Source organism: Allohahella marinimesophila (assembly GCF_039538005.1).
In the GTDB taxonomy this organism is placed as follows: domain Bacteria; phylum Pseudomonadota; class Gammaproteobacteria; order Pseudomonadales; family Oleiphilaceae; genus Allohahella; species Allohahella marinimesophila.
Genome location: NZ_BAABBO010000001.1, coordinates 103,857 through 121,466, shown reverse-complemented (window position 1 = coordinate 121,466; position 17,610 = coordinate 103,857). Strand labels below are relative to the sequence as shown.

General features: G+C 58.3%; 22 protein-coding genes. 9 read left to right on the top strand and 13 right to left on the bottom strand.

The features are described from left to right. Positions 1-9 precede the first annotated feature (9 nt). A complete protein-coding gene (locus tag ABD735_RS00555) occupies positions 10-549 on the top strand; it encodes a hypothetical protein (protein ID WP_344802206.1) in 540 nt (179 codons plus the stop codon). 67 nt (positions 550-616) lie between these two features. Here ABD735_RS00555 and ABD735_RS00550 read toward each other — a convergent pair whose 3' ends face one another. From ABD735_RS00550 to ABD735_RS00535, 4 genes are all read right to left on the bottom strand, one after another. Continuing rightward, a complete protein-coding gene (locus ABD735_RS00550; protein ID WP_344802204.1) occupies positions 617-1,600 on the bottom strand; it encodes a hypothetical protein in 984 nt (327 codons plus the stop codon). 77 nt (positions 1,601-1,677) lie between these two features. Then, positions 1,678-2,427, bottom strand: coding sequence for an esterase/lipase family protein (locus tag ABD735_RS00545; protein WP_344802202.1), 750 nt, complete (start codon positions 2,425-2,427; stop codon positions 1,678-1,680). Positions 2,428-2,433: 6 nt separating this feature from the next. Continuing rightward, positions 2,434-3,708 carry an acetyl-CoA C-acetyltransferase gene (locus ABD735_RS00540; protein ID WP_344802200.1) on the bottom strand — a complete coding sequence of 425 codons (1,275 nt, stop codon included), beginning with the start codon at positions 3,706-3,708 and terminating at the stop codon, positions 2,434-2,436. 22 nt (positions 3,709-3,730) lie between these two features. Next, complete coding sequence (locus ABD735_RS00535) at positions 3,731-4,372, bottom strand: SagB/ThcOx family dehydrogenase (RefSeq protein WP_344802198.1); 642 nt, start codon at positions 4,370-4,372, stop codon at positions 3,731-3,733. 107 nt (positions 4,373-4,479) lie between these two features. Between ABD735_RS00535 and ABD735_RS00530 the strand changes: the two genes are divergently transcribed. Beyond that, on the top strand, positions 4,480-5,202 hold the full coding sequence (locus ABD735_RS00530) for an alpha/beta fold hydrolase (protein WP_344802196.1): 723 nt from the start codon (positions 4,480-4,482) through the stop codon (positions 5,200-5,202). On the opposite strand, the gene ABD735_RS00525 is transcribed toward ABD735_RS00530, so the two are convergent. Further along, the gene (locus ABD735_RS00525) at positions 5,199-6,104 is read right to left on the bottom strand and encodes a mechanosensitive ion channel domain-containing protein (protein WP_344802194.1); all 906 of its coding nucleotides are present in this window, start codon (positions 6,102-6,104) and stop codon (positions 5,199-5,201) included. The genes ABD735_RS00530 and ABD735_RS00525 overlap by 4 nt on opposite strands. A gap of 115 nt (positions 6,105-6,219) precedes the next feature. Between ABD735_RS00525 and ABD735_RS00520 the strand changes: the two genes are divergently transcribed. Together ABD735_RS00520 and arsH are read left to right on the top strand one after the other, a co-directional pair. Further along, entirely contained in the window at positions 6,220-6,420 is a 201-nt protein-coding gene (locus ABD735_RS00520; RefSeq protein ID WP_344802192.1) for a helix-turn-helix transcriptional regulator, read from the top strand. A gap of 1 nt (position 6,421) precedes the next feature. Continuing rightward, positions 6,422-7,147: an arsenical resistance protein ArsH gene (gene arsH, locus ABD735_RS00515; RefSeq protein ID WP_344802190.1), complete on the top strand. Its 726-nt coding sequence runs from the start codon at positions 6,422-6,424 to the stop codon at positions 7,145-7,147. Between the two features lie 3 nt (positions 7,148-7,150). Here the strand turns inward: arsH and ABD735_RS00510 are convergent, their stop codons facing one another. Genes ABD735_RS00510 through ABD735_RS00500 form a run of 3 tightly spaced genes read right to left on the bottom strand, consistent with a single transcriptional unit; the run spans position 7,151 to position 8,765 of the window. Next, the gene (locus tag ABD735_RS00510; protein ID WP_344802188.1) at positions 7,151-7,765 is read right to left on the bottom strand and encodes a class I SAM-dependent methyltransferase; all 615 of its coding nucleotides are present in this window, start codon (positions 7,763-7,765) and stop codon (positions 7,151-7,153) included. Then, positions 7,762-8,358, bottom strand: a complete 597-nt coding sequence (locus ABD735_RS00505; RefSeq protein ID WP_344802186.1) for an ATPase — start codon at positions 8,356-8,358, stop codon at positions 7,762-7,764. The genes ABD735_RS00510 and ABD735_RS00505 overlap by 4 nt, the downstream gene beginning before the upstream one ends. Further along, complete coding sequence (locus tag ABD735_RS00500; RefSeq protein WP_344802184.1) at positions 8,355-8,765, bottom strand: TA system antitoxin ParD family protein; 411 nt, start codon at positions 8,763-8,765, stop codon at positions 8,355-8,357. Before ABD735_RS00500 ends, ABD735_RS00505 begins: the two co-directional genes overlap by 4 nt. Before the next feature lie 148 nt (positions 8,766-8,913). Here ABD735_RS00500 and ABD735_RS00495 point away from each other — a divergent pair, with 148 nt between their 5' ends. Together ABD735_RS00495 and ABD735_RS00490 are read left to right on the top strand one after the other, a co-directional pair. Beyond that, positions 8,914-9,825, top strand: coding sequence for a fructosamine kinase family protein (locus ABD735_RS00495; RefSeq protein ID WP_344802182.1), 912 nt, complete (start codon positions 8,914-8,916; stop codon positions 9,823-9,825). A 3-nt stretch (positions 9,826-9,828) separates the two neighbouring features. Further along, positions 9,829-10,833: a ribonuclease Z gene (locus ABD735_RS00490; RefSeq protein WP_344802180.1), complete on the top strand. Its 1,005-nt coding sequence runs from the start codon at positions 9,829-9,831 to the stop codon at positions 10,831-10,833. A gap of 3 nt (positions 10,834-10,836) precedes the next feature. Here the strand turns inward: ABD735_RS00490 and ABD735_RS00485 are convergent, their stop codons facing one another. Continuing rightward, positions 10,837-11,850: a LysR family transcriptional regulator gene (locus ABD735_RS00485; protein WP_344802178.1), complete on the bottom strand. Its 1,014-nt coding sequence runs from the start codon at positions 11,848-11,850 to the stop codon at positions 10,837-10,839. 69 nt (positions 11,851-11,919) lie between these two features. On the opposite strand from ABD735_RS00485, the gene ABD735_RS00480 reads away from it, so the two are divergent. From ABD735_RS00480 to ABD735_RS00470, 3 genes are all read left to right on the top strand, one after another. Beyond that, the gene (locus tag ABD735_RS00480) at positions 11,920-12,078 is read left to right on the top strand and encodes a DUF1127 domain-containing protein (protein WP_344802176.1); all 159 of its coding nucleotides are present in this window, start codon (positions 11,920-11,922) and stop codon (positions 12,076-12,078) included. A gap of 96 nt (positions 12,079-12,174) precedes the next feature. Then, entirely contained in the window at positions 12,175-13,605 is a 1,431-nt protein-coding gene (gene pyk, locus ABD735_RS00475; RefSeq protein ID WP_344802174.1) for a pyruvate kinase, read from the top strand. Between the two features lie 17 nt (positions 13,606-13,622). After that, on the top strand, positions 13,623-14,117 hold the full coding sequence (locus ABD735_RS00470) for a phosphatidylglycerophosphatase A family protein (protein WP_344802172.1): 495 nt from the start codon (positions 13,623-13,625) through the stop codon (positions 14,115-14,117). Here ABD735_RS00470 and ABD735_RS00465 read toward each other — a convergent pair. Genes ABD735_RS00465 through ABD735_RS00450 form a run of 4 tightly spaced genes read right to left on the bottom strand, consistent with a single transcriptional unit; the run spans position 14,101 to position 17,577 of the window. Then, positions 14,101-15,549: an ABC1 kinase family protein gene (locus ABD735_RS00465; protein ID WP_344802170.1), complete on the bottom strand. Its 1,449-nt coding sequence runs from the start codon at positions 15,547-15,549 to the stop codon at positions 14,101-14,103. The two genes, ABD735_RS00470 and ABD735_RS00465, sit on opposite strands and share 17 nt — an antisense overlap. Beyond that, positions 15,549-16,571, bottom strand: a complete 1,023-nt coding sequence (gene lipA / locus ABD735_RS00460) for a lipoyl synthase (protein ID WP_344802168.1) — start codon at positions 16,569-16,571, stop codon at positions 15,549-15,551. The genes ABD735_RS00465 and lipA overlap by 1 nt, the downstream gene beginning before the upstream one ends. Further along, positions 16,568-17,284: a lipoyl(octanoyl) transferase LipB gene (gene lipB, locus ABD735_RS00455; protein ID WP_344802166.1), complete on the bottom strand. Its 717-nt coding sequence runs from the start codon at positions 17,282-17,284 to the stop codon at positions 16,568-16,570. Before lipB ends, lipA begins: the two co-directional genes overlap by 4 nt. Beyond that, the gene (locus ABD735_RS00450) at positions 17,284-17,577 is read right to left on the bottom strand and encodes an HP0495 family protein (protein ID WP_344802164.1); all 294 of its coding nucleotides are present in this window, start codon (positions 17,575-17,577) and stop codon (positions 17,284-17,286) included. Before ABD735_RS00450 ends, lipB begins: the two co-directional genes overlap by 1 nt. Between the last annotated feature and the right edge of the window lie 33 nt (positions 17,578-17,610).

Here is a 17,610-nt window from a genome sequence, read left to right as displayed (position 1 = left end):
AGTTTTCCCATGAAACGTATGTACTACATCGCACCTGATCTCGAACGGGTGTCTTCGGTGTCGGAAGACCTGCACGCGCATGGCATCACTGATGCGCATTTCAATGTCGTGAGTGCAAATGATGCTGCGCTAGACGAGCAGCACATTCACGGCGCGACTTTTCTCCGGCGACTGGATGTGATCCATTCGATGGAGCGCGGGCTGCTAGGGGGCGTGCTGCTCGGCGTGATCATCGTACTTTGCCTCCAGTTCTTCACGACCTTTGGCTCGACGATGAGCCTAGGCATCCAGGCTGCCATTGTGTTGTTCTTCAGTTGTGCTGGCACCTGGATTGGTGGGATGGGGGGTATAGGCACTGAACACTACAAGATTCGCCCCTTTCACGATGCGGTTGCCGAAGGCAAGCTGCTGTTGATGGTGGATGTCCCCAAAAAGCTCGAACCGACGATTCGCAAGCTCATGGCGAAGAAGCATCGCGATGTTAAACTGGCTGGTGTTGGTTCGTCCTTCAACAATCCGTTTGCGCAAACTGAAAGACTGGTGCACTAGTGCCGAGCGGCAAGCGCATTCGGGCTTATTGCACAATCCGGGCAGGGATGCTCGCGCGAGGCTCGAACTACCCGCCATATGCTGGTGGCTCAGCAAAATCAAAGTACCCATACTTCCCTAGATCAACAGCCGTACTATCAGCCAGCTCCCGGTTACCAACCGCATAAGCTTCCCGCACCTGGCGAGCAATCTCAGGCGTCAGCTCAATCGTCTTCGCGCGCGGCTTCAAAGGCCACGAACACAGCGGCACTCCAGCCAAGCGCCTTACTCGGTGGCGGCGCAGACGCCATACCCCATCCTGCGAACGAACGTTTGCTGTGGTGCCAAGGGTGCCACTGATAATGTCCCGCATTTTTTCCGCGGGCGTCTCCAAGGTTTCCAGCATCGAATGAAGCAAAAGATCGGGGGAGTCCTGCAAGAGCTCATACGGCAGCATCAAGAGTCCCTCCGGCCCCACGACTTCAACGAGCTGGTTATGAAGCTCGCTGTAGTCCAATAGCATCCCGAAACCATAGCGCGAGACTCGAGGTGAGGTAACGTCATGGACCAGGCGTTCGAAATCTGCCTGTCCAGGGTTCGGGTTTCGATCGCTCATTTGCGCATAGTGGGAGGCCAGCCAGTAATCCTGGCGACGATACAGGCAAACAACATTGATCTGATCGAAGCCCCAGGCCGCGGCGCTGTTGTGCATCTCTCTGATATGGGCGGCGATCAAGGCGGGGCGACTGCCCTGACGACCGATCCCCTCCTCCGATATCAAGAGGCTCCGCCCATCTGCAAGCCAGGCATCGCGGTCTCCGACCAGATGTTGGAAGATGGTATCCCCAAAGCCTGCCCAGATATGGCTTGACCGTTTGAATACACTGGCCATCAGTCGATCGCTGTCCTGATCCTCGGGCCGCTCGAACAAGCTGTTACGAGGGCAGTCCAGATAGCGAAGGTGATCAAGTGATGGAAATACCTTGCTTTGCAGCCAGGTCGAAGCCGTTTTCGGAATGCCGATATGCAGGTGCAGTGTTCGTGGAGACTGTGGCTGCTTACGTGTTTCCATCGGTACTTGTCTGCGTTTCCAGAAAGGTGTCGTGAATGTCAGCGCTCACACGATTGTCGCAGGGGCGCTACGCAGCCTCAACCCGGCTTGAACTGCCCTTTGCTGAGGAAGTGAATGACCTGCTCATGAACAAGCGCACTGCCACGAATGCTGACATGCGATTCGTCCACCAGCAGAAAATCCCGCATCTCCGGCAGGCGCATGCTATCGACTGACACCGTGCCATCGTTCGGCTCAGGCAACAGCCCAAGGCTGAACCAGCCGCGGGTCCTCTGGCCACCAATGATACCGGTAGGCGAACGTAAAGGCTGCAATTGTCCGAGTATGCCCAGCTCATCGGTTGATAGCTGGCGCGCTGCCTGGCCAACGAAGAGATCGAACAAGGGCCAGTCGCGGAAATGAATGGCTAGTTCGTTTCCCTGATTCGGCGGGCTCAGCATCACGACCCTTGCTTCTGAATGAAGCGCTTCCGTCTGCAGGTACCAACGTACAAGTATGCCGCCCATCGAGTGCGAGACCAGGTGGGTCGGCCCATCGACTGCATCGTCACACTGCTCGACAGCCGGCGCCAGGTACTGCTCTGCGAGATCAGGAATGGGCATGCTGGTAGAGGGATAATCCAGGTTCACCACCGTGTAGCCCTGCGCTAGCAGGGCCTCTTCGAGCGGCCACATCGCCAGATTGTTTCGCCAGAGACCATGCAACAGCACCACGCATTCATCGCGCGCTGTGGATGCTGCCTCTGGATGCTTCAGTGTGGTCGAGCAAGCGCTCAGACCGATCAACAAGAGCCCGCTGAGCAGTACGGCGATGTAGCGGTTCGGCACGCTGGTTTAACCTTCCAGAATCGCCACAACCCCCTGTCCGCCCGCTGCACAAATCGAGATCAGGCCCCTGCCCTTGCCTTTCTCACTCAACAGCTTCGCGAGCACACCGAGTATCCGCCCACCAGTCGCCGCAAACGGATGACCCGCCGCCAGCGAGCTCCCATGCACATTGATCTTTGCCCGGTCGATCGAGCCAAGCGGCGCATTCAAGCCCAGCCGTTCCTTGCAGAACTTCGGATCTTCCCAGGCCTTGAGGGTGCAGAGCACCTGTGCAGCGAAGGCTTCGTGGATTTCGTAGTAGTCGAAGTCCTGCAGCTTCATGTTGTTGCGTGCGAGCAGTCGGGGGACGGCATAGCAGGGGGCCATCAGCAGCCCTTCCTTCTTCTCGACAAAATCGACCGCGGCGACTTCACCATCCACCAGGTAGCCCAATACCGGCAGGTCCTGTGACTTGGCCCAGGCCTCGGTGCCCAGCAGCACGACTGAGGCGCCGTCTGTGAGTGGTGTGGAGTTGCCGGCGGTCAGCGTGCCGTTCTCGCGATCGAAGGCTGGCTTGAGCTTGGCGAGCTGTTCGACGGTGGAGTCTTCGCGCAGGTTGTTATCACGCTTCAGGCCCTTGTATGGCGTCATGAGATCATGAAAGAAATCCTGCTCATAAGCAGCTGCCATGAGCTGGTGACTGCGCGCGGCCCACTCATCCTGCGCCTCACGCGGTATCTTCCACTCCTTGGCCATCAACTCGCAGTGCTCGCCCATGGACAGGCCTGTGCGTGGCTCCGAGTTCTTGGGCACGGATGGCTTGAGGTGATGCGGACGGATCTTGCCCAGCGCTTTCATGCGCTCGCCAAAGCTGCGGGCGCGGTTGAGCTCGTGCAGGATGCCGCGCAGGTCTTCGCTGACTTCGATGGGCGCATCAGAGGCCGAATCGACACCACCAGCAATACCGCATTCGATCTGCCCCAGGGCGATCTTGTTAGCGACCAGCAGGGCGGATTCGAGACCAGTGCCGCAGGCCTGCTGGACGTCATAGGCGGGCGTCTCGGGGGCGAGCTTGCTACCGAGCACGACTTCGCGGGTGAGGTTCATGTCGCTCGACAGTTTGAGCACGGCGCCAGCGGCGACTTCACCCAGGCGCTCGCCATGTAGGCTGCAGCGGTCCACGAGACCGTTGAGCGCGGCGAGTAGCATGTCGTGGTTGCTCACCAGCGAGTAGTTCTTGTTGGAGCGTGAGAATGGAATGCGATTGGCGCCGATGATGGCGACGCGTCTGATTTCGTTCATGTGCACTGTCCCTGTCTTGTTGCTAGGTGGATTGATCAATGACACCAGCTGCGTAGAGCGCGACTGGTCGTTGTGCTTCTGATAATTCGAAGATGTTCGATACGACGGCGTCGTCGAAGCCACCGACGATGACGCCACCGAGGCCAAGCGCAGCGGTCATCAGGCCGATATTTTGCAGCGCTGCGCCGGCCTCCATATAGGCATAGCGGAAGCCGCGTTCGCCTTGTGGGGGCTGGTCATTGAAGTGTTCACGCATCGCGCCCAAATCGGCAGAGACCAGCAGCACGGCGGCGGCCTGCCCTACCCAGGGTTGATCGCCGAGAGTGGCAGCTTCGAGATCGCCAAGAACGTCGTCTGCCCGCCGAACTGATAAGTGCGCGGCGCTGGCGTTGAAACAATAAACACCTGCTTCGAGTTCATCAACTCTGGCCGCTGCCACATGAAGCTGCAAGGGATATTGTGAAGCAGCCGAAGGCGTCGTGCCCGCACCCTGTCCAGCCCAGAGTATTGCGGCCAGGTCAGCCAGTGCGATGGGCGTATCGGAAAACTCCCGCTGGCTATGACGTGCCTCCAGCGCATGACGCAGTTCGGAGGCTTGAACACCGTAGGTATTCGGCAGGGTGAGCTGCACGGTCGGGCTTCGCTGTGTGTCGTCCTGTGTCACGCTGCACCTGCCTTTGACGCTGATCCGTTTGTAGGGTCAAATTAAACAGGATACGCAGTTGTTTACAAGCGAGCTGTCTGCGGCGGGCACGAACCTAAGGAAAAAATATGAACGTCCCATCCTGCTCAGTAGTGCTGATTCCCGGCTTCATGCTCGACGAGACGCTTTGGGATGAGTTCAGCCAGCATCTGCCCGAAAACTGGCGCCTGGTTCACGCACCCCTGACCGGCGGCACTACAATTCCGGAGATCGCCCGTCAAATAGCGACAATTTCACCTGATCGTTTCGTGCTGATCGGTTTCTCCCTGGGCGGCTATATTGCCAGACAACTGGCCGCAGACTTCCCGGACCAAGTGATGGCCCTTGTGCTGATCGCCAGCTCACTTCGAGAAGATACGGATCAACAGGCGAAGGTCAAAGCGCAGGCCGTTCAGGCCTCGTCTGAGACCAGCTTTCGTGGATTGAGCAACACCGCCATCGCCACTTCTCTGCATCCGAGTCGCAGCTCGGACAAAGCGGTGATCTCCCGCATCAAGACGATGGGGCAGCGCCTCGGCTATGAGGCCCTGGCGCTGCAATCGTCATTTTCGAGAGCGGGCGTTCCAACGGACCTCATTCGATGTCCAACGCTTGTTGTCGCCAGCTCGGGTGATGCCATGCGTACGCTCGAGGAGGCGGATGAGCTGGTTGAAGCAATCCCTGGTGCTTTGCTTCAGTTGATCAACGACAGCGGACACATGATCCCACTGGAGCAGCCCCGGAAGCTTGCACAGCTTATATTGGCCTGGGTGATGCAAGTGCTGCAAACGACAGAGAAGCACGATCACTAAAACGCGGGCTCTTCGCCCTCGACCTCCTCTTCCTGGGGCCTCCGGTCCTCCAGTTTCTTCGGCAAAAAATTGCTTTTACCGAAGACCTCGTTGAGGATTGCCTGCTCAATGAAGCTCCGCTGCGTCGCCCTCGAGGGGAAGCGCACCACGAGATGAATCTCTGCTGCCAGTGGCGCATGGATCGTTACCCGTGGTTCGACCGATGGCACATCGAGACCCCGCCGATCACTCAGTTTGGTCATATAGCGACGGGCATCGTTCAGGAAGGGTTCGCAATGACGCTTGGCAGCCTCCAGAAAGGCCTCCTGCGCCGCCACCCAGTCGTCCTCCCGCTTGAACGGCACAGTCAGGACATTCAGTACGAACTCGTCGGTATAGCTTTCGTTGATCACCGCCTCGGAGACGAACAGCGCATTGGGAATAACGGTCATGCGCCCGGTCCGCTGATGCGCAATCTTGCCCGGCCCCACTTCCATGAGCGTGGTCGCCAGCAGGTTCTGATCAATCACGTCTCCACGAAAATCCTTCACCTGTATGCGATCACCGATATCGAAGGAGCGCGCACCAGCTTTCAGCAATGAACCCGTTACGCAAAGAATCAGCTCCTTGGTGGCGACGACGAAGGCTACGGCAATAGCGACAATCGACAGCGCCAGTGTTCTGAGTTCTTCTCCCCAGATCATCACCAGGCCGAGCACGAGCAGCAGGATGAGGCCATTGCGCGACTGCACCAGCCATTTGCGACGCAATTCCATTGAATGCACGGTGCGACGAATGAAACGGGTGAACAGCGCACGAATAACCAGCACTGCGACAAACAGAATGAGCGTGCTGCCCAACAGACTGAGCAAGGGGCCTGACCAGGCAAATCCCTCAGTCGTGATGCCTACCTGTTCCAGCATTGATGGGACTCCTTGTATAGCTGATGATACCGTTCGTCTGCTATGTAACGATCGGCTTGAATGGACCGAAGATAGTCCGCAATGAGGGCAGCGTCGAGCTTGACTGCCTAACAACATGTCGGCCCATCTTGCTGTGTTGTCGCGCGCCGGCTGGATACTGTCCCAGCGAGTGAGCCGATCGATTATCTATCGCGCTGATCTCAACCACATGAAAGACACCATCCAGTTCCTGGCGCACGACTGCTGCGCCGGGCATCCGGACGTCTGCGAGCCATTGATGGCTTCGCTCTGCAACACTGCACCCAAGGAGATCTGAAGTGATCAATGCCGACGATGACGACCTGCCGAATATCGATTTAAGGAATTTGCAGCCAATCGATATTGAAGCCCTGGCTGGCCCAGACTCACCGCGCCATTCGCCGAGAATTCTGGTGCTCTACGGGTCCCTGCGCGAACGCGCCTTCTCACGTCTGGCATCCGAAGAAGCGACGCGGCTGTTGCGCTGGTATGGCTGTGAGGTGCGTACCTTCAAGCCCTCTGGTCTGCCGCTGCCCGATGATGCGGAAGCGGATCACCCGAAAGTGAAGGAACTGCGCGATCTTGCTGAGTGGTCGGAAGGCATGTTGTGGGTCAGCCCGGAGCGCCACGGCGGCATGACAGGCATCATGAAAGCGCAGATCGACTGGATTCCGCTGGCCCTCGGTGGTGTGCGGCCGACGCAGGGCAAGACGCTGGCTATCATGCAGGTATCGGGTGGCAGCCAGAGTTTCAATGCGGTGAATCAGCTTCGCATACTCGGTCGCTGGATGCGGATGATCACCATCCCGAACCAGTCTTCGATTCCCAGGGCCTTTGCCGAGTTCGATGACGCGGGTCGGATGAAGCCATCACCACTCTACCTTCGCGTGGTCGATGTCTGTGAGGAGCTGGTGAAGTTCACCTGGCTCACGCGAGGGCGTTCGAGCTATCTCACCGACCGATATTCCGAGCGTATCGAGAGCGCAGAAGCCGTAGCAAGACGCGTGAACCAGGGTACGCACTGAGACCTAACTCGCGCGACCCGCGTAATTGTAGGCTGCGAATTTCGGGATCATCGGCAGGTAGCCTTCGTCCATGCCGCTGATGCTGAAGCCGCCTTCGCGCAGCAAGCCTGGAATGTCCCGCTTGATACTGCAGCCGCCAGCCAGTTTGCCCCAGAGTGGGTCGACTACTGACTGCCAACGAGCCACCGCCGCATCAGGCGCCTTGCCGTGTTCACTGAACAACAGCTGTCCGCCCGGCTTGAGCACTCGGCGCATCTGCTTGAGGACCTGCCGCCAGTCGGGAATAGTACAGAGCGTGTAGGTCAGCACGATACTGTCGACACTCTTCGAGTCCAGAGGGATCTCTTCGCCTGGCAGTTCCAGCCACTCCAGCTCAAAGGGCGCAGCCGCTACCTGTGCTGCCGCCTTCCTGCGCATACCCTCCGAAGGCTCCAGTCCCCAGACCTTGGTGACTCTGGTCGGGTCGTAGAGGGGAATATTCAGTCCTGAGCCCATGCCGATTTCAAGCACCCGGCCGGTGGCCTGCGGCACGATGAGCTGGCGCTGATGCATTACCGCGGGGGCGCCACAGGTCAGGTGGATGACGTGCGGTAAAATTCGGTTTTCGTAAAAACTCATGGTGCATCCTTGGCGGGGCCATGTTGTAGCATCGTCTGCGCCCAGGCTGGCAGTGGCTCGACCTTCGCCTCGGGCTTGCCTGCATTTATTCGGGCTACGACCTGATAGGGATTGTCCGCCGAACTGTTGTCCAGCAGATAAGCACTATCGACAATCTGTAGCGCCGTCTGCATGAGTTGCAGCACGCGAGGAATGCGACTGAGCACCTTATCGTCGGGAACATGATGGCCGCCAGTGCTGACCCTGCCGGCGACCCTGGCGAGATTCAGATTATCGTCCGACAGATGGATATACACGAGCGTGATCTTATAGCCAAGCGACTTGGCTTTAGCGATAAAGTCGATCTTTGAAGCATGGGAAAATACGGTTTCGAAGCAGAAGCTGCGACGCTCTTCGAGCAGCTTGTCGCGCATCTTGCCGGCGAGCTTCGCCGCACTGTAAGAAGCTTCAGGGCCGAGGCCTTTGAACATGGCACGCTGAATGAGATCAGCGTTGACGAAAGCGATGCCGTGTTGCTTCAGTCGGGTCTCGAAGAAGGTCGACTTACCTGACCCGTTGCCACCTGCCAGCACCCATAGATGCGGGGGGCTCACGATACGCGCTGGACCTGAAATTCACCGTTGACGAAACGGCCGAGCGTCACGCCCTCGGCATCGATGCGTTCCAGCAAACCGGGGTGACCTGCTGCGGCCTGATAACGAACCGGGGCCAGTTCACTGATGGCACTGGCCAGCGCGCCTGATTCACGGTCCGCCTCGAGACTTGCGAAGACATCTTCCGGGTCGACATCCACATCACCAATCTGTTCCACTTTCAGCGTGGCCATGCCGGATACCAGGCTGGCGAGCATTTCAGGATTGACTCGATCACAGAGGGTGCGGCCGATGCTGGCCCAGTACTCGATCTGCTGTGCCGTGCTGCGATGCTCCTGCACCGAAGTCAGTGCTGCATCCTGCATCAATGAGGCCTGAAGACGAACGGGCGAGGAATACTTGGCCATGGCTTGCTACCTTCACAGTCGATATCGTGGATACACTGCCCTGATTGTAGCATTATGCTACATTGCTTTCAAAGGCAGTCATCGAGATCGTTTCGTGATAGCGTCGAGATCCTGACATTCAGCTTCACACTCATTAAAGTTTCCGCACATGGCACGCGAAGTAGACAGCAGAATTCCCCAGGAAGTCATCGACTTTCTCGATACCCGCGAGCGCTCGTACAGCCGGGGTGGCCGGGGCGGCAAGCCTGCATCCAGTCGACAATTCGACAGCGTCAGTGGCGGCAGTATCAGCACGGCCTTCAAGGTGGCTTCCGGCAGCTCGACGCTGTTCATCAAGACGCACGCCGAGCCACCGCTGGACATGTACGCCATCGAGGCTGAATCGCTCGACCTGCTGCGCGGCGCCGTGAAGACCGAGAGACTTGTGATTCCGGAAGTGCTCTTCCAATCCGAGAACGCCCTGGTGATGAGCTTCGTCGAGATCATTCGTGGCGACGCCCATGCCGAGGCATTGGCAGAGGGCCTTGCAGAGATCCATCGCCAGACCCAGGATGAGTTCGGCTACAGCCGTGACACCTATTGCGGCCTTACCCTGCAGAACAATACACGCACAACTGATGGCCATGAGTTCTTCGCGGAGCGTCGACTACTCTATCTCGCGCGTCTGTGCTACGACATGTCACGCATCTCGCGGCAGGATATGAAGGCGCTTGAAAGATTGCTGCAAGATCTGCCGTCTATCGTTCCCCAGCAAGCGGCTTCACTACTGCACGGCGATCTCTGGACCGGCAACCAGTTCGGCACAACGGGCGGCCGCGCGGTATTGATCGATCCGGCGATCAGCTATGGCTGGCGCGAGGCGGACATCGCGGCGACCATGCTCTTCGGTGCCCTGCCCGAGGCCTTCTACGCCCGCTACGAAGATTGCTGGCGCATGGAGGCCGACTGGCGCCAGCGCGTGCCGGTGTACAATCTCTATCACTGGCTGAACCACCTGCTGATGTTTGGCGATCCCTATTCGACGGCAGTGCAGGCGATACTCAAACCTTACCGGGCGTGACAGATGGAACTGATTTTTCTGGGCACATCGGCTGGCACGCCGACGCTACGACGTAACGTCAGCGGCGCAGCGATTCGCAGGCAACATGCCAAACGCTGGTATCTGGTGGATTGCGGCGAAGGCACCCAGCACCGCATTCTGAAGACGCCACTCAGCCTGTACACGCTCGACGCCATTTTCATCACCCATGTGCACGGCGACCATTGTTTTGGCCTGCCAGGGCTGCTGGCGAGCGCGAGCATGTCTGGTCGCACTGAGCCCATGCGGATCTATGCCCCGCCTGCAATCGAGCAATTCATACGCGTGGCCATCGACACCTCACAGAGCTGGCTGAGTTATGAGATCGAGTTCATCCCGATTACACAGGCCCAACAGGACCTTGACTGTGGCGACTTCACGGTTGACGTCACCGAGCTTTCACATCGCGTGCCATCCTTCGCCTACGGTTTCACCGAAAAACCGGGGCAGCGGAAGCTGAACGTAAAGAAGCTGCGTGCAGACCAGGTGCCTGCAGGACCGGACTGGGGGCTGATTCATCAGGGTAAGGATGTGACGCTGGCGGATGGGCGGCTACTGCGAAGTAATGAGTATCTGCTGCCTGAGCCGAAGCGACGCAAGATCATCATCTGCGGTGACAATGATACACCTGACTGTCTGGCCGACAGCGCGAAAACCGCTGAGGTCGTGGTGCATGAAGCCACCTATACCGAGGACGTGGCACAGGCGCTGAAATTCGACCCACAGCACAGCACGGCGCAGGCTATTGCGGCTTTTGCCGAAGCGGCTGCAGTGAAAAATCTGGTATTGACGCATTTCAGTTCGAGATTTCAACAGATCGGTCGCGGGCCACGCACGATGGCCGAGATCGAGGCGGAGGCGAGAGCCTGCTACTCAGGTCACCTCCATCTTGCCAACGATCTTCACAGGTTCAGGCTTGACGCAGAGGGACGGCTCGAAAGATTCATTCAGCCAGATACAACTACTGCGTCCGAAGACGCAGCATCGTGATCGTTACAAGGCGACCTCCCCTGCCAGCCCGCGCTCGCTCAGCTCTGGCCACAGCTGCGCCAGGACGGTCTGCAGCGCGACGATCAGTGGTTCCTGATCGCGATTCTTCCGCCAGGCGATCGACAGCTCGATGCTCGGTGTCTCCCCCTGCCAGCGCACGCCCCAGCCGGCCGCCTCTGCCCGCTCGACATCGTCTTCGCGCAGAAACGCTATGCCAGCCCCACGCTGCACCAGCGCCCTGATAGCATCTTCACTATCCACGAACGCGGTTTTCTGCAGCTCATAATCCATGCCCTTGAAGAGCGCTCGCTGAAGCTGGAAAAAGGGGCAGCGTGGCGTGGTGTAGATCCACGGCAGCTGCACCAACTCTGCCAGCGAGGCGTGCTCGAAGCGGTCGCGCCAGTCTATCGGAGCGACCAGCGCCATCTTCGTAGTGCAGAGTGAGCGCAGCTGGAGATCGCCGGGGTTGTCGCAAGGACCGAAATAGAAACCGGCATCCATGGTGCCTCGCCTGACCTGCTGAACGATATCGTAGGACATACCGTTGAGCAGCGAGAGTTCGATACCACTGTACTGCTCGTTGAAGGCCTGGGTCATATCGCCCAGCTTCAGGAAATCAAAATCCGAATTGATGCCGACTGACAGCTGCCCGAGCGTTTCCCCACGGAGCGCTTTCGCCTGCTCCATGACGGCACCCGCAGCGTCCAGTGCGGCGCGGGCCTGAACCAGCAGACGCTCACCGGCAGGCGTCAGCTTCATGCCCTTGGGCAGGCGGTTGAACAAACTCACGCCGAGCGTCTCTTCAAGCGCCTTCAACTGCGCAGACACCGCTGGCTGGCTGGTAAAGAGCCGCTCCGCCGCACGGGTGAGGTGGGCCTCTTCGGCAACAGCCACGAAGGTCCGTAGATGTGTCAGTTCCATAGCCTTCATCCCCTGTTCGATGCTACTCACCTGAGCCTCATATTCAAGCGCATCCGGCACACGGACGCCATCGCAATAGCGGATGACGTTCATCATGAATGACGATTGGATGTCGTCAGAGCACTCGCCGCACACTATGGACTCAGACAACACGAGGACAGGATCATGACACTTTTCAGGGCACTCAAGGTCATCAAACAGTGGTATCGACGCAGTCGCGAACGCGACGAACTCCGCCGGCTCAGTCCTCACCTGATGAAAGATATCGGGCTCAGACAGTGCGATATCATCAGGGAGACCAGCAAGCATTTCTGGCAGCGGTGAGGACTGCTTACAAAACTGCTGGGCTATGCGAGACTGTGGGGCGTAACTTACTCAGGTACACCAGGTACCACGACTCCCGCTCACAAGGACAAGACGATGCGCCGCACGAAGATCCTCGCCACCCTCGGCCCAGCCACCGACTCAGAAACGACATTGGAAAACCTGCTGCTGGCCGGTGCCAATGTCGTTCGGCTCAACTTCTCCCATGGCTCGGCCCAGGACCATATCAAGCGGGCTGAGCTGGTTCGTCATTGTGCGGAAAAGCACCAGCTCAATGTGGCGATACTGGTCGACCTGCAGGGCCCGAAAATCCGTATTGGCCGTTTTGAAAACGACAGCGTGAAACTGAAGGAAGGCGATACCTTCGTGCTGGATGCCTCCGACGAAAGCATCATGGGCAACGAGCAGGGCGTCTCCATTGCCTATCCCGAACTACCGCGGGACTGCAAGAAGGGTGATATCCTCATGCTCGACGATGGCCGCATACAGCTGCGCGTCGAATCGGTCGATGGCCTGAAGCTGAACTGCCAGGTACGCGTTGGCGGCAAGCTGTCGAACAACAAGGGTATCAACAAGCAGGGTGGCGGGCTCTCGGCACCGGCCCTGACCGACAAGGACCGCGCCGACATCAAGACCGCCAGCGAAATCGAAGCCGACTATGTCGCCGTGTCCTTCCCCAAGACCGGCGATGACATCCGTGAGGCACGCGAGCTGCTCGAGGCTGCCGGATCGAATGCGGCCATCGTTGCCAAGATCGAACGCGCAGAAGCCGTCATTCATTCCACACTCGATGACATCATCGAAGCTTCCGATGCCGTCATGGTGGCGAGGGGTGATCTAGGTGTGGAGATCGGTGATGCCGAACTGGTCGGCACGCAGAAACACATCATACGCCGCGCCAATGATCTCAACCGGCTGGTCATCGTCGCCACACAGATGATGGAGTCGATGATCACCAGCACGATGCCGACCCGCGCCGAGGTCTTCGATGTCGCCAACTCGGTGCTCGACGGCGCCGACGCCGTCATGCTCTCAGCCGAAACAGCGACCGGCGAATATCCTGTCGAGGTCGTGCGCGCAATGTCGCGTATCTGTGTGGGCGCCGAGAAGAACCCTATGGCGCAGCTGACCGACCATCGCATGAGCCGCAAGTTCGAGCGTACTGACGAGATGATCGCCATGGCCACCATGTACACTGCGAATCACCTTGGCAGCGTGAAGGCCATTATCTGCCTGACCGAGTCCGGAGACACTCCCAAGTGGATGTCTCGCATCAGTTCCAGCCTGCCCATATACGGCCTGACGCGTCGCAAGCCAACCCAGCGGAAGATGGCGCTGTTCAAGGGCGTTCAGGCATTGTACTTCGACTCGACTGCCATGGAGAGCAATCAGGTCAACGAGGCCGCAATCGATTTCCTCAAGCAGCGTGGGGCCATCTGCTCTGGCGACCGGGTCATCTACACCAAGGGCACACAGATGGGTCTGCATGGCGCGACGAACGCGTTGATGATTCTTCAGGTTCCCTGATCACAGCGAGTCCCTTGATGACAGAAAGTGCGGTTCTACTGGTCGCGACCGGCTTTGGAGCAGGTTGGCTGCCGATTGCGCCGGGAACCATTGGTACAATGATTGGCCTACCTCTGGCGTGGTGGCTGCTTGATCTATCGCAGGGGCGGCAGCTAGCCGTCATGGCGCTATTGCTGGCCATGGCTGTTCCGCTCTGCTATTTGGCTTCCGTCTGGCTCGGGGGTGGGGACGCTTCGCAGATCGTTGCCGACGAATATCTGGCTTTTCCCGTCGCCGTCATGGCGCTTTCGATGAAGCGTCGGCTCTGGGTGCTGGTTCTGGCTTTTCTGGTCTTTCGACTATTCGATATCACCAAGCTGCCGCCAATCAATTACCTCGAGATGATTGGTGGCGGCTTTGGAATAGTCATGGACGACCTCATGGCCGCCATGTATACGTGGATCGTGCTGGCGATAGGACTCGTCTTCTGGCGTCGTTACCAATCGATGCAGCAGCTCAGGCAGAAGCCCTGAAACCCTCACTTCGCGTCTTCACATCTTCGTCGTAGAGATACTTCTCCAGTAGCGGGGCACCGTTGAACTCAGCTTCCATGACGGCGATGAAGGTATATACGCCGATCAGTTTGCGATTGAGGAAAACGAACTCCTTGGGCGGGATCTTGAAGTAACGGCTGATCGCTGAGCGGGTTGCACGACGTGCAATCCGCGACGGCAGATCACTCTGCTTCCAACAATATTGCCCTTCGTCGTTCAGCACCACACCGGGCTGGCTGCCGTCGATGTTCTTCATCAACGGCTCCAGCGTTGCCATGCAGACTTCGGCAAATTCACACAATACTGGCATCGGCCACTCGGCACGCATGAACCTGAGCTCGACAGCACCGCTGACGACGGCATCCAGATCACGTTCATAGCTCGCGCGAATCATCTCGCAAACCGGGTCCAGAAAGCTGGCCGGATAGCGCTGCACGGCACCAAAATCGAGCAGAATCAATTTGTCAGGCTCAGCGGGACCATCGCCTTCATCACCCAGGCGAACGCGATAGTTACCGAAGTTGGGGTCAGTCTGCAGCTCGCCCCAGACGAAGAGCTCTTCCAGGAAGAGCTCCAGCGCGGCTTTCGCCAGATCATTGCGGCGTGACTGCGGGAGTGCATGCACCTTGGCATGGTTCGGACTGATGCCGGACTCATAGGACATGCACATGACCTGGGATCCTGATAACTCCGGGAACACCTCAGGCACGATAAAGCGGTGATCGTCCTTCAGCTTTTCGTGAAAACGTCGTGTGGTGCGCAGCTCAAGTTCATAGTCCACCTCGCGATGCATCATGCTGCGAACTTCTTCGAGCCACTCATTGAACTCGGGCCCGCGTGAAACCAGTCGAGCGACCTTCAATATGCTGGCTACCGCATCGAGATCTGAATCGACCGCTGCAGCGACACCAGGATACTGAATCTTCAGACACAACTGCCGGCCATCTGATTTGCGCGTGGCGCGATGCACCTGCCCAAGCGACGCAGCCCCAATGGGCGTGTGCTCGATCTCGAGCTGATCGAGCTTGTCATGGCCGAGCTGATCAATCAGTACCTTCTCGATACTGCGCCAGTCCAGCGCCAGATTCTGGTCTTCAAGGGTATGTAAGGCTTCAGTCACTTCTGGCGGGAGGAAATGCTCGCCATACAGCGCCATCACCTGACCAATCTTGACCACGCTCCCTTTGAGGTGACTGAGCTCCTTGACCAGATAGGCCGCCTGTTTGGCATAAGCATCACGTCGGCTTTGTGCCTTTTTTTCCTTGCCTGAAAACATCGAACCAGCCATGGAGCTGGCAAGCCGACCACCGGCTACGACGCCAGCTCTGGTCAGACTGAGTCTTCTCTCGAAACTGCCGGTCTTGAGACCGAGCATTGGCTTGTCATCCTGACTACTTTTGCGGAAAACCATTACTGCACTTTTTCCCCTGCGGCTTGCTTGTCGGCATGATATGACGAGCGGACCAGCGGTCCGCTGGCCACGTGATTGAATCCTATCGATTCGGCGTAGTGTCCGAGTTCTGCGAACTCATCCGGTGTAACAAACCTTACGACGGGCAGGTGTGAATTGGATGGGGCCAGATATTGCCCTAAGGTAATACGATCGATGTCATGCGCACGCATATCGCGCATGACTTGCTTGATTTCATCGATCTCTTCCCCAAGCCCAAGCATCAGACCGGACTTGGTGGGCACTTCCGGCCTCAGCGCCTTGTAACGCTTGAGCAGATCCAGCGACCACTGATAGTCGGCACCTGGCCGAGCTTTCTTGTAGAGTCGCGGCACGGTTTCGAGATTGTGATTCATGACGTCGGGCGGGGTGCCAGCGAGGATCTCCAGCGCCACATCCATACGCCCCCTGAAGTCCGGCACCAGCACCTCCACCTTCAGGTCCGGTGAGAGCGCCTTGCTCTCACGAATGCAGTCCGCAAAATGTTGTGCGCCACCGTCGCGAAGATCGTCCCGGTCGACAGAGGTGATGACGACGTAGCGCAGCCGCATATCGGCAATGGCCTCCGCCAGGTTGCGAGGCTCTTCGGCATCCAGCGCCAGCGGGCGGCCGTGAGCGACATCGCAGAATGGGCAGCGTCGGGTACAGATATCACCCATGATCATGAAGGTGGCGGTGCCATTGCTGAAGCATTCCGACAAATTCGGACAGGTCGCTTCTTCACACACGGAATGCAGTTTATGGTCGCGCAGCTTTTGCTTGATCTGTTCAACACGCGGAGAGGTGCTCAAACGAATACGCAGCCAATCGGGCTTGCGCAAGGCAGCGTCGGTCGCGATGATCTTGACCGGGTTCCGACTGACCTTGTCAGCGCCGCGAAGTTTTTCACCAGGAATGATTTTCGCTCGGCGTGCTGGCTGAGGCGCTGCTGGCTCGACCAGTGGCGCGGCGGCATTTACTGAAATATTGTCGGGTGTCGTCATGCGACAGACTCCTTATGGGTGTCGGCGAGCAGTGCCAGAAAATGCAAGCGCCAGCGAGTAGCCACGGCTTGCAGGGCTGCATGGCGATCGGCCGGTAGCAGCGTAGTGTCTTTGCAGTAATCCCTGATCTGTGACATGGCAAGTCCGGCATAGCCACAGGGATTGATCAACCGGAAGGGCGTCATGTCCATGTCTACGTTGATGGCGAGCCCATGATAACAGTAGCCCCGGGTGATGCGCAGCCCGAGACTCGCTATTTTCGAGCCATCTGCGGAAACATACACCCCCGGCGCCTCGCGTTTCGCCGCAGCCTCGATACCAAAGTCGGCGAGCGTGCTGACGATCGAGGCTTCGAGCAGGCTGACCAGTGATCTTGGTTGCAGGCGGTAACGGGACAGTTGGAGAAGTGGGTAGATCACTAGCTGGCCGGGGCCGTGGTAGGTCACCTGCCCGCCACGGTCAGTCTGCACCAGTGGAATGCCGGCCACCATCAAGGGGCCACCGCTCGCATCAGGCTCGGTCAGCAGATGCTGCGGCTTGCCAGCCTGCCCCTGGGTGAAGACGGGCGTGTGATCCACTATCCAGATTTCATCAGGTGTGGCGTCAGTGCGTTCGCGACTGAAAGTCTTCATCGCTTCAAAAACTGGTTCGTAACTATCCGCCTGCCGCTCGCGAAACACCAGCTCGGGCAAGCCTGCGGCGGCGGCAGTCATCAGAGAACCATGTGAATGTTCTTGAGGGTCTTGATGGCAGTAAAGATATCGGCGACGTGGGTTTCGCTGCGTGCAACGATAGTGAAGCGGAGCGAGACGAAGCGCTGGTTGCGCGAATCCTTGATATCGAAGTCGCTGGCCTGCAGATCTGGCAGTTCAGGCCGCAACACCTGGATCAGCTCGGCGATGAGCGACTCCCTGGCATCCGCGATGACCTTGAGCGGGTACTGACAGGGAAACTCGATTTTCGGCGGCTTCTGCTCACCGGCCGTCGGCTCGTCTGCAATGCTCACTCAACCCTCCCATGTTTCAACCCAGTCATCTAT

Coding starts and splice junctions, on each gene's coding strand:
- ABD735_RS00555 (WP_344802206.1), top strand. CDS start 10: ATGAAACGTATGTACTACATCGCACCTGATCTCGAACGGGTGTCTTCG.
- ABD735_RS00550 (WP_344802204.1), bottom strand. CDS start 1,600: ATGGAAACACGTAAGCAGCCACAGTCTCCACGAACACTGCACCTGCAT.
- ABD735_RS00540 (WP_344802200.1), bottom strand. CDS start 3,708: ATGAACGAAATCAGACGCGTCGCCATCATCGGCGCCAATCGCATTCCA.
- ABD735_RS00530 (WP_344802196.1), top strand. CDS start 4,480: ATGAACGTCCCATCCTGCTCAGTAGTGCTGATTCCCGGCTTCATGCTC.
- ABD735_RS00525 (WP_344802194.1), bottom strand. CDS start 6,104: ATGCTGGAACAGGTAGGCATCACGACTGAGGGATTTGCCTGGTCAGGC.
- ABD735_RS00520 (WP_344802192.1), top strand. CDS start 6,220: ATGTCGGCCCATCTTGCTGTGTTGTCGCGCGCCGGCTGGATACTGTCC.
- ABD735_RS00510 (WP_344802188.1), bottom strand. CDS start 7,765: ATGAGTTTTTACGAAAACCGAATTTTACCGCACGTCATCCACCTGACC.
- ABD735_RS00500 (WP_344802184.1), bottom strand. CDS start 8,765: ATGGCCAAGTATTCCTCGCCCGTTCGTCTTCAGGCCTCATTGATGCAG.
- ABD735_RS00495 (WP_344802182.1), top strand. CDS start 8,914: ATGGCACGCGAAGTAGACAGCAGAATTCCCCAGGAAGTCATCGACTTT.
- ABD735_RS00490 (WP_344802180.1), top strand. CDS start 9,829: ATGGAACTGATTTTTCTGGGCACATCGGCTGGCACGCCGACGCTACGA.
- ABD735_RS00485 (WP_344802178.1), bottom strand. CDS start 11,850: ATGATGAACGTCATCCGCTATTGCGATGGCGTCCGTGTGCCGGATGCG.
- ABD735_RS00480 (WP_344802176.1), top strand. CDS start 11,920: ATGACACTTTTCAGGGCACTCAAGGTCATCAAACAGTGGTATCGACGC.
- pyk (WP_344802174.1), top strand. CDS start 12,175: ATGCGCCGCACGAAGATCCTCGCCACCCTCGGCCCAGCCACCGACTCA.
- ABD735_RS00470 (WP_344802172.1), top strand. CDS start 13,623: ATGACAGAAAGTGCGGTTCTACTGGTCGCGACCGGCTTTGGAGCAGGT.
- ABD735_RS00465 (WP_344802170.1), bottom strand. CDS start 15,549: ATGGTTTTCCGCAAAAGTAGTCAGGATGACAAGCCAATGCTCGGTCTC.
- lipA (WP_344802168.1), bottom strand. CDS start 16,571: ATGACGACACCCGACAATATTTCAGTAAATGCCGCCGCGCCACTGGTC.
- lipB (WP_344802166.1), bottom strand. CDS start 17,284: ATGACTGCCGCCGCCGCAGGCTTGCCCGAGCTGGTGTTTCGCGAGCGG.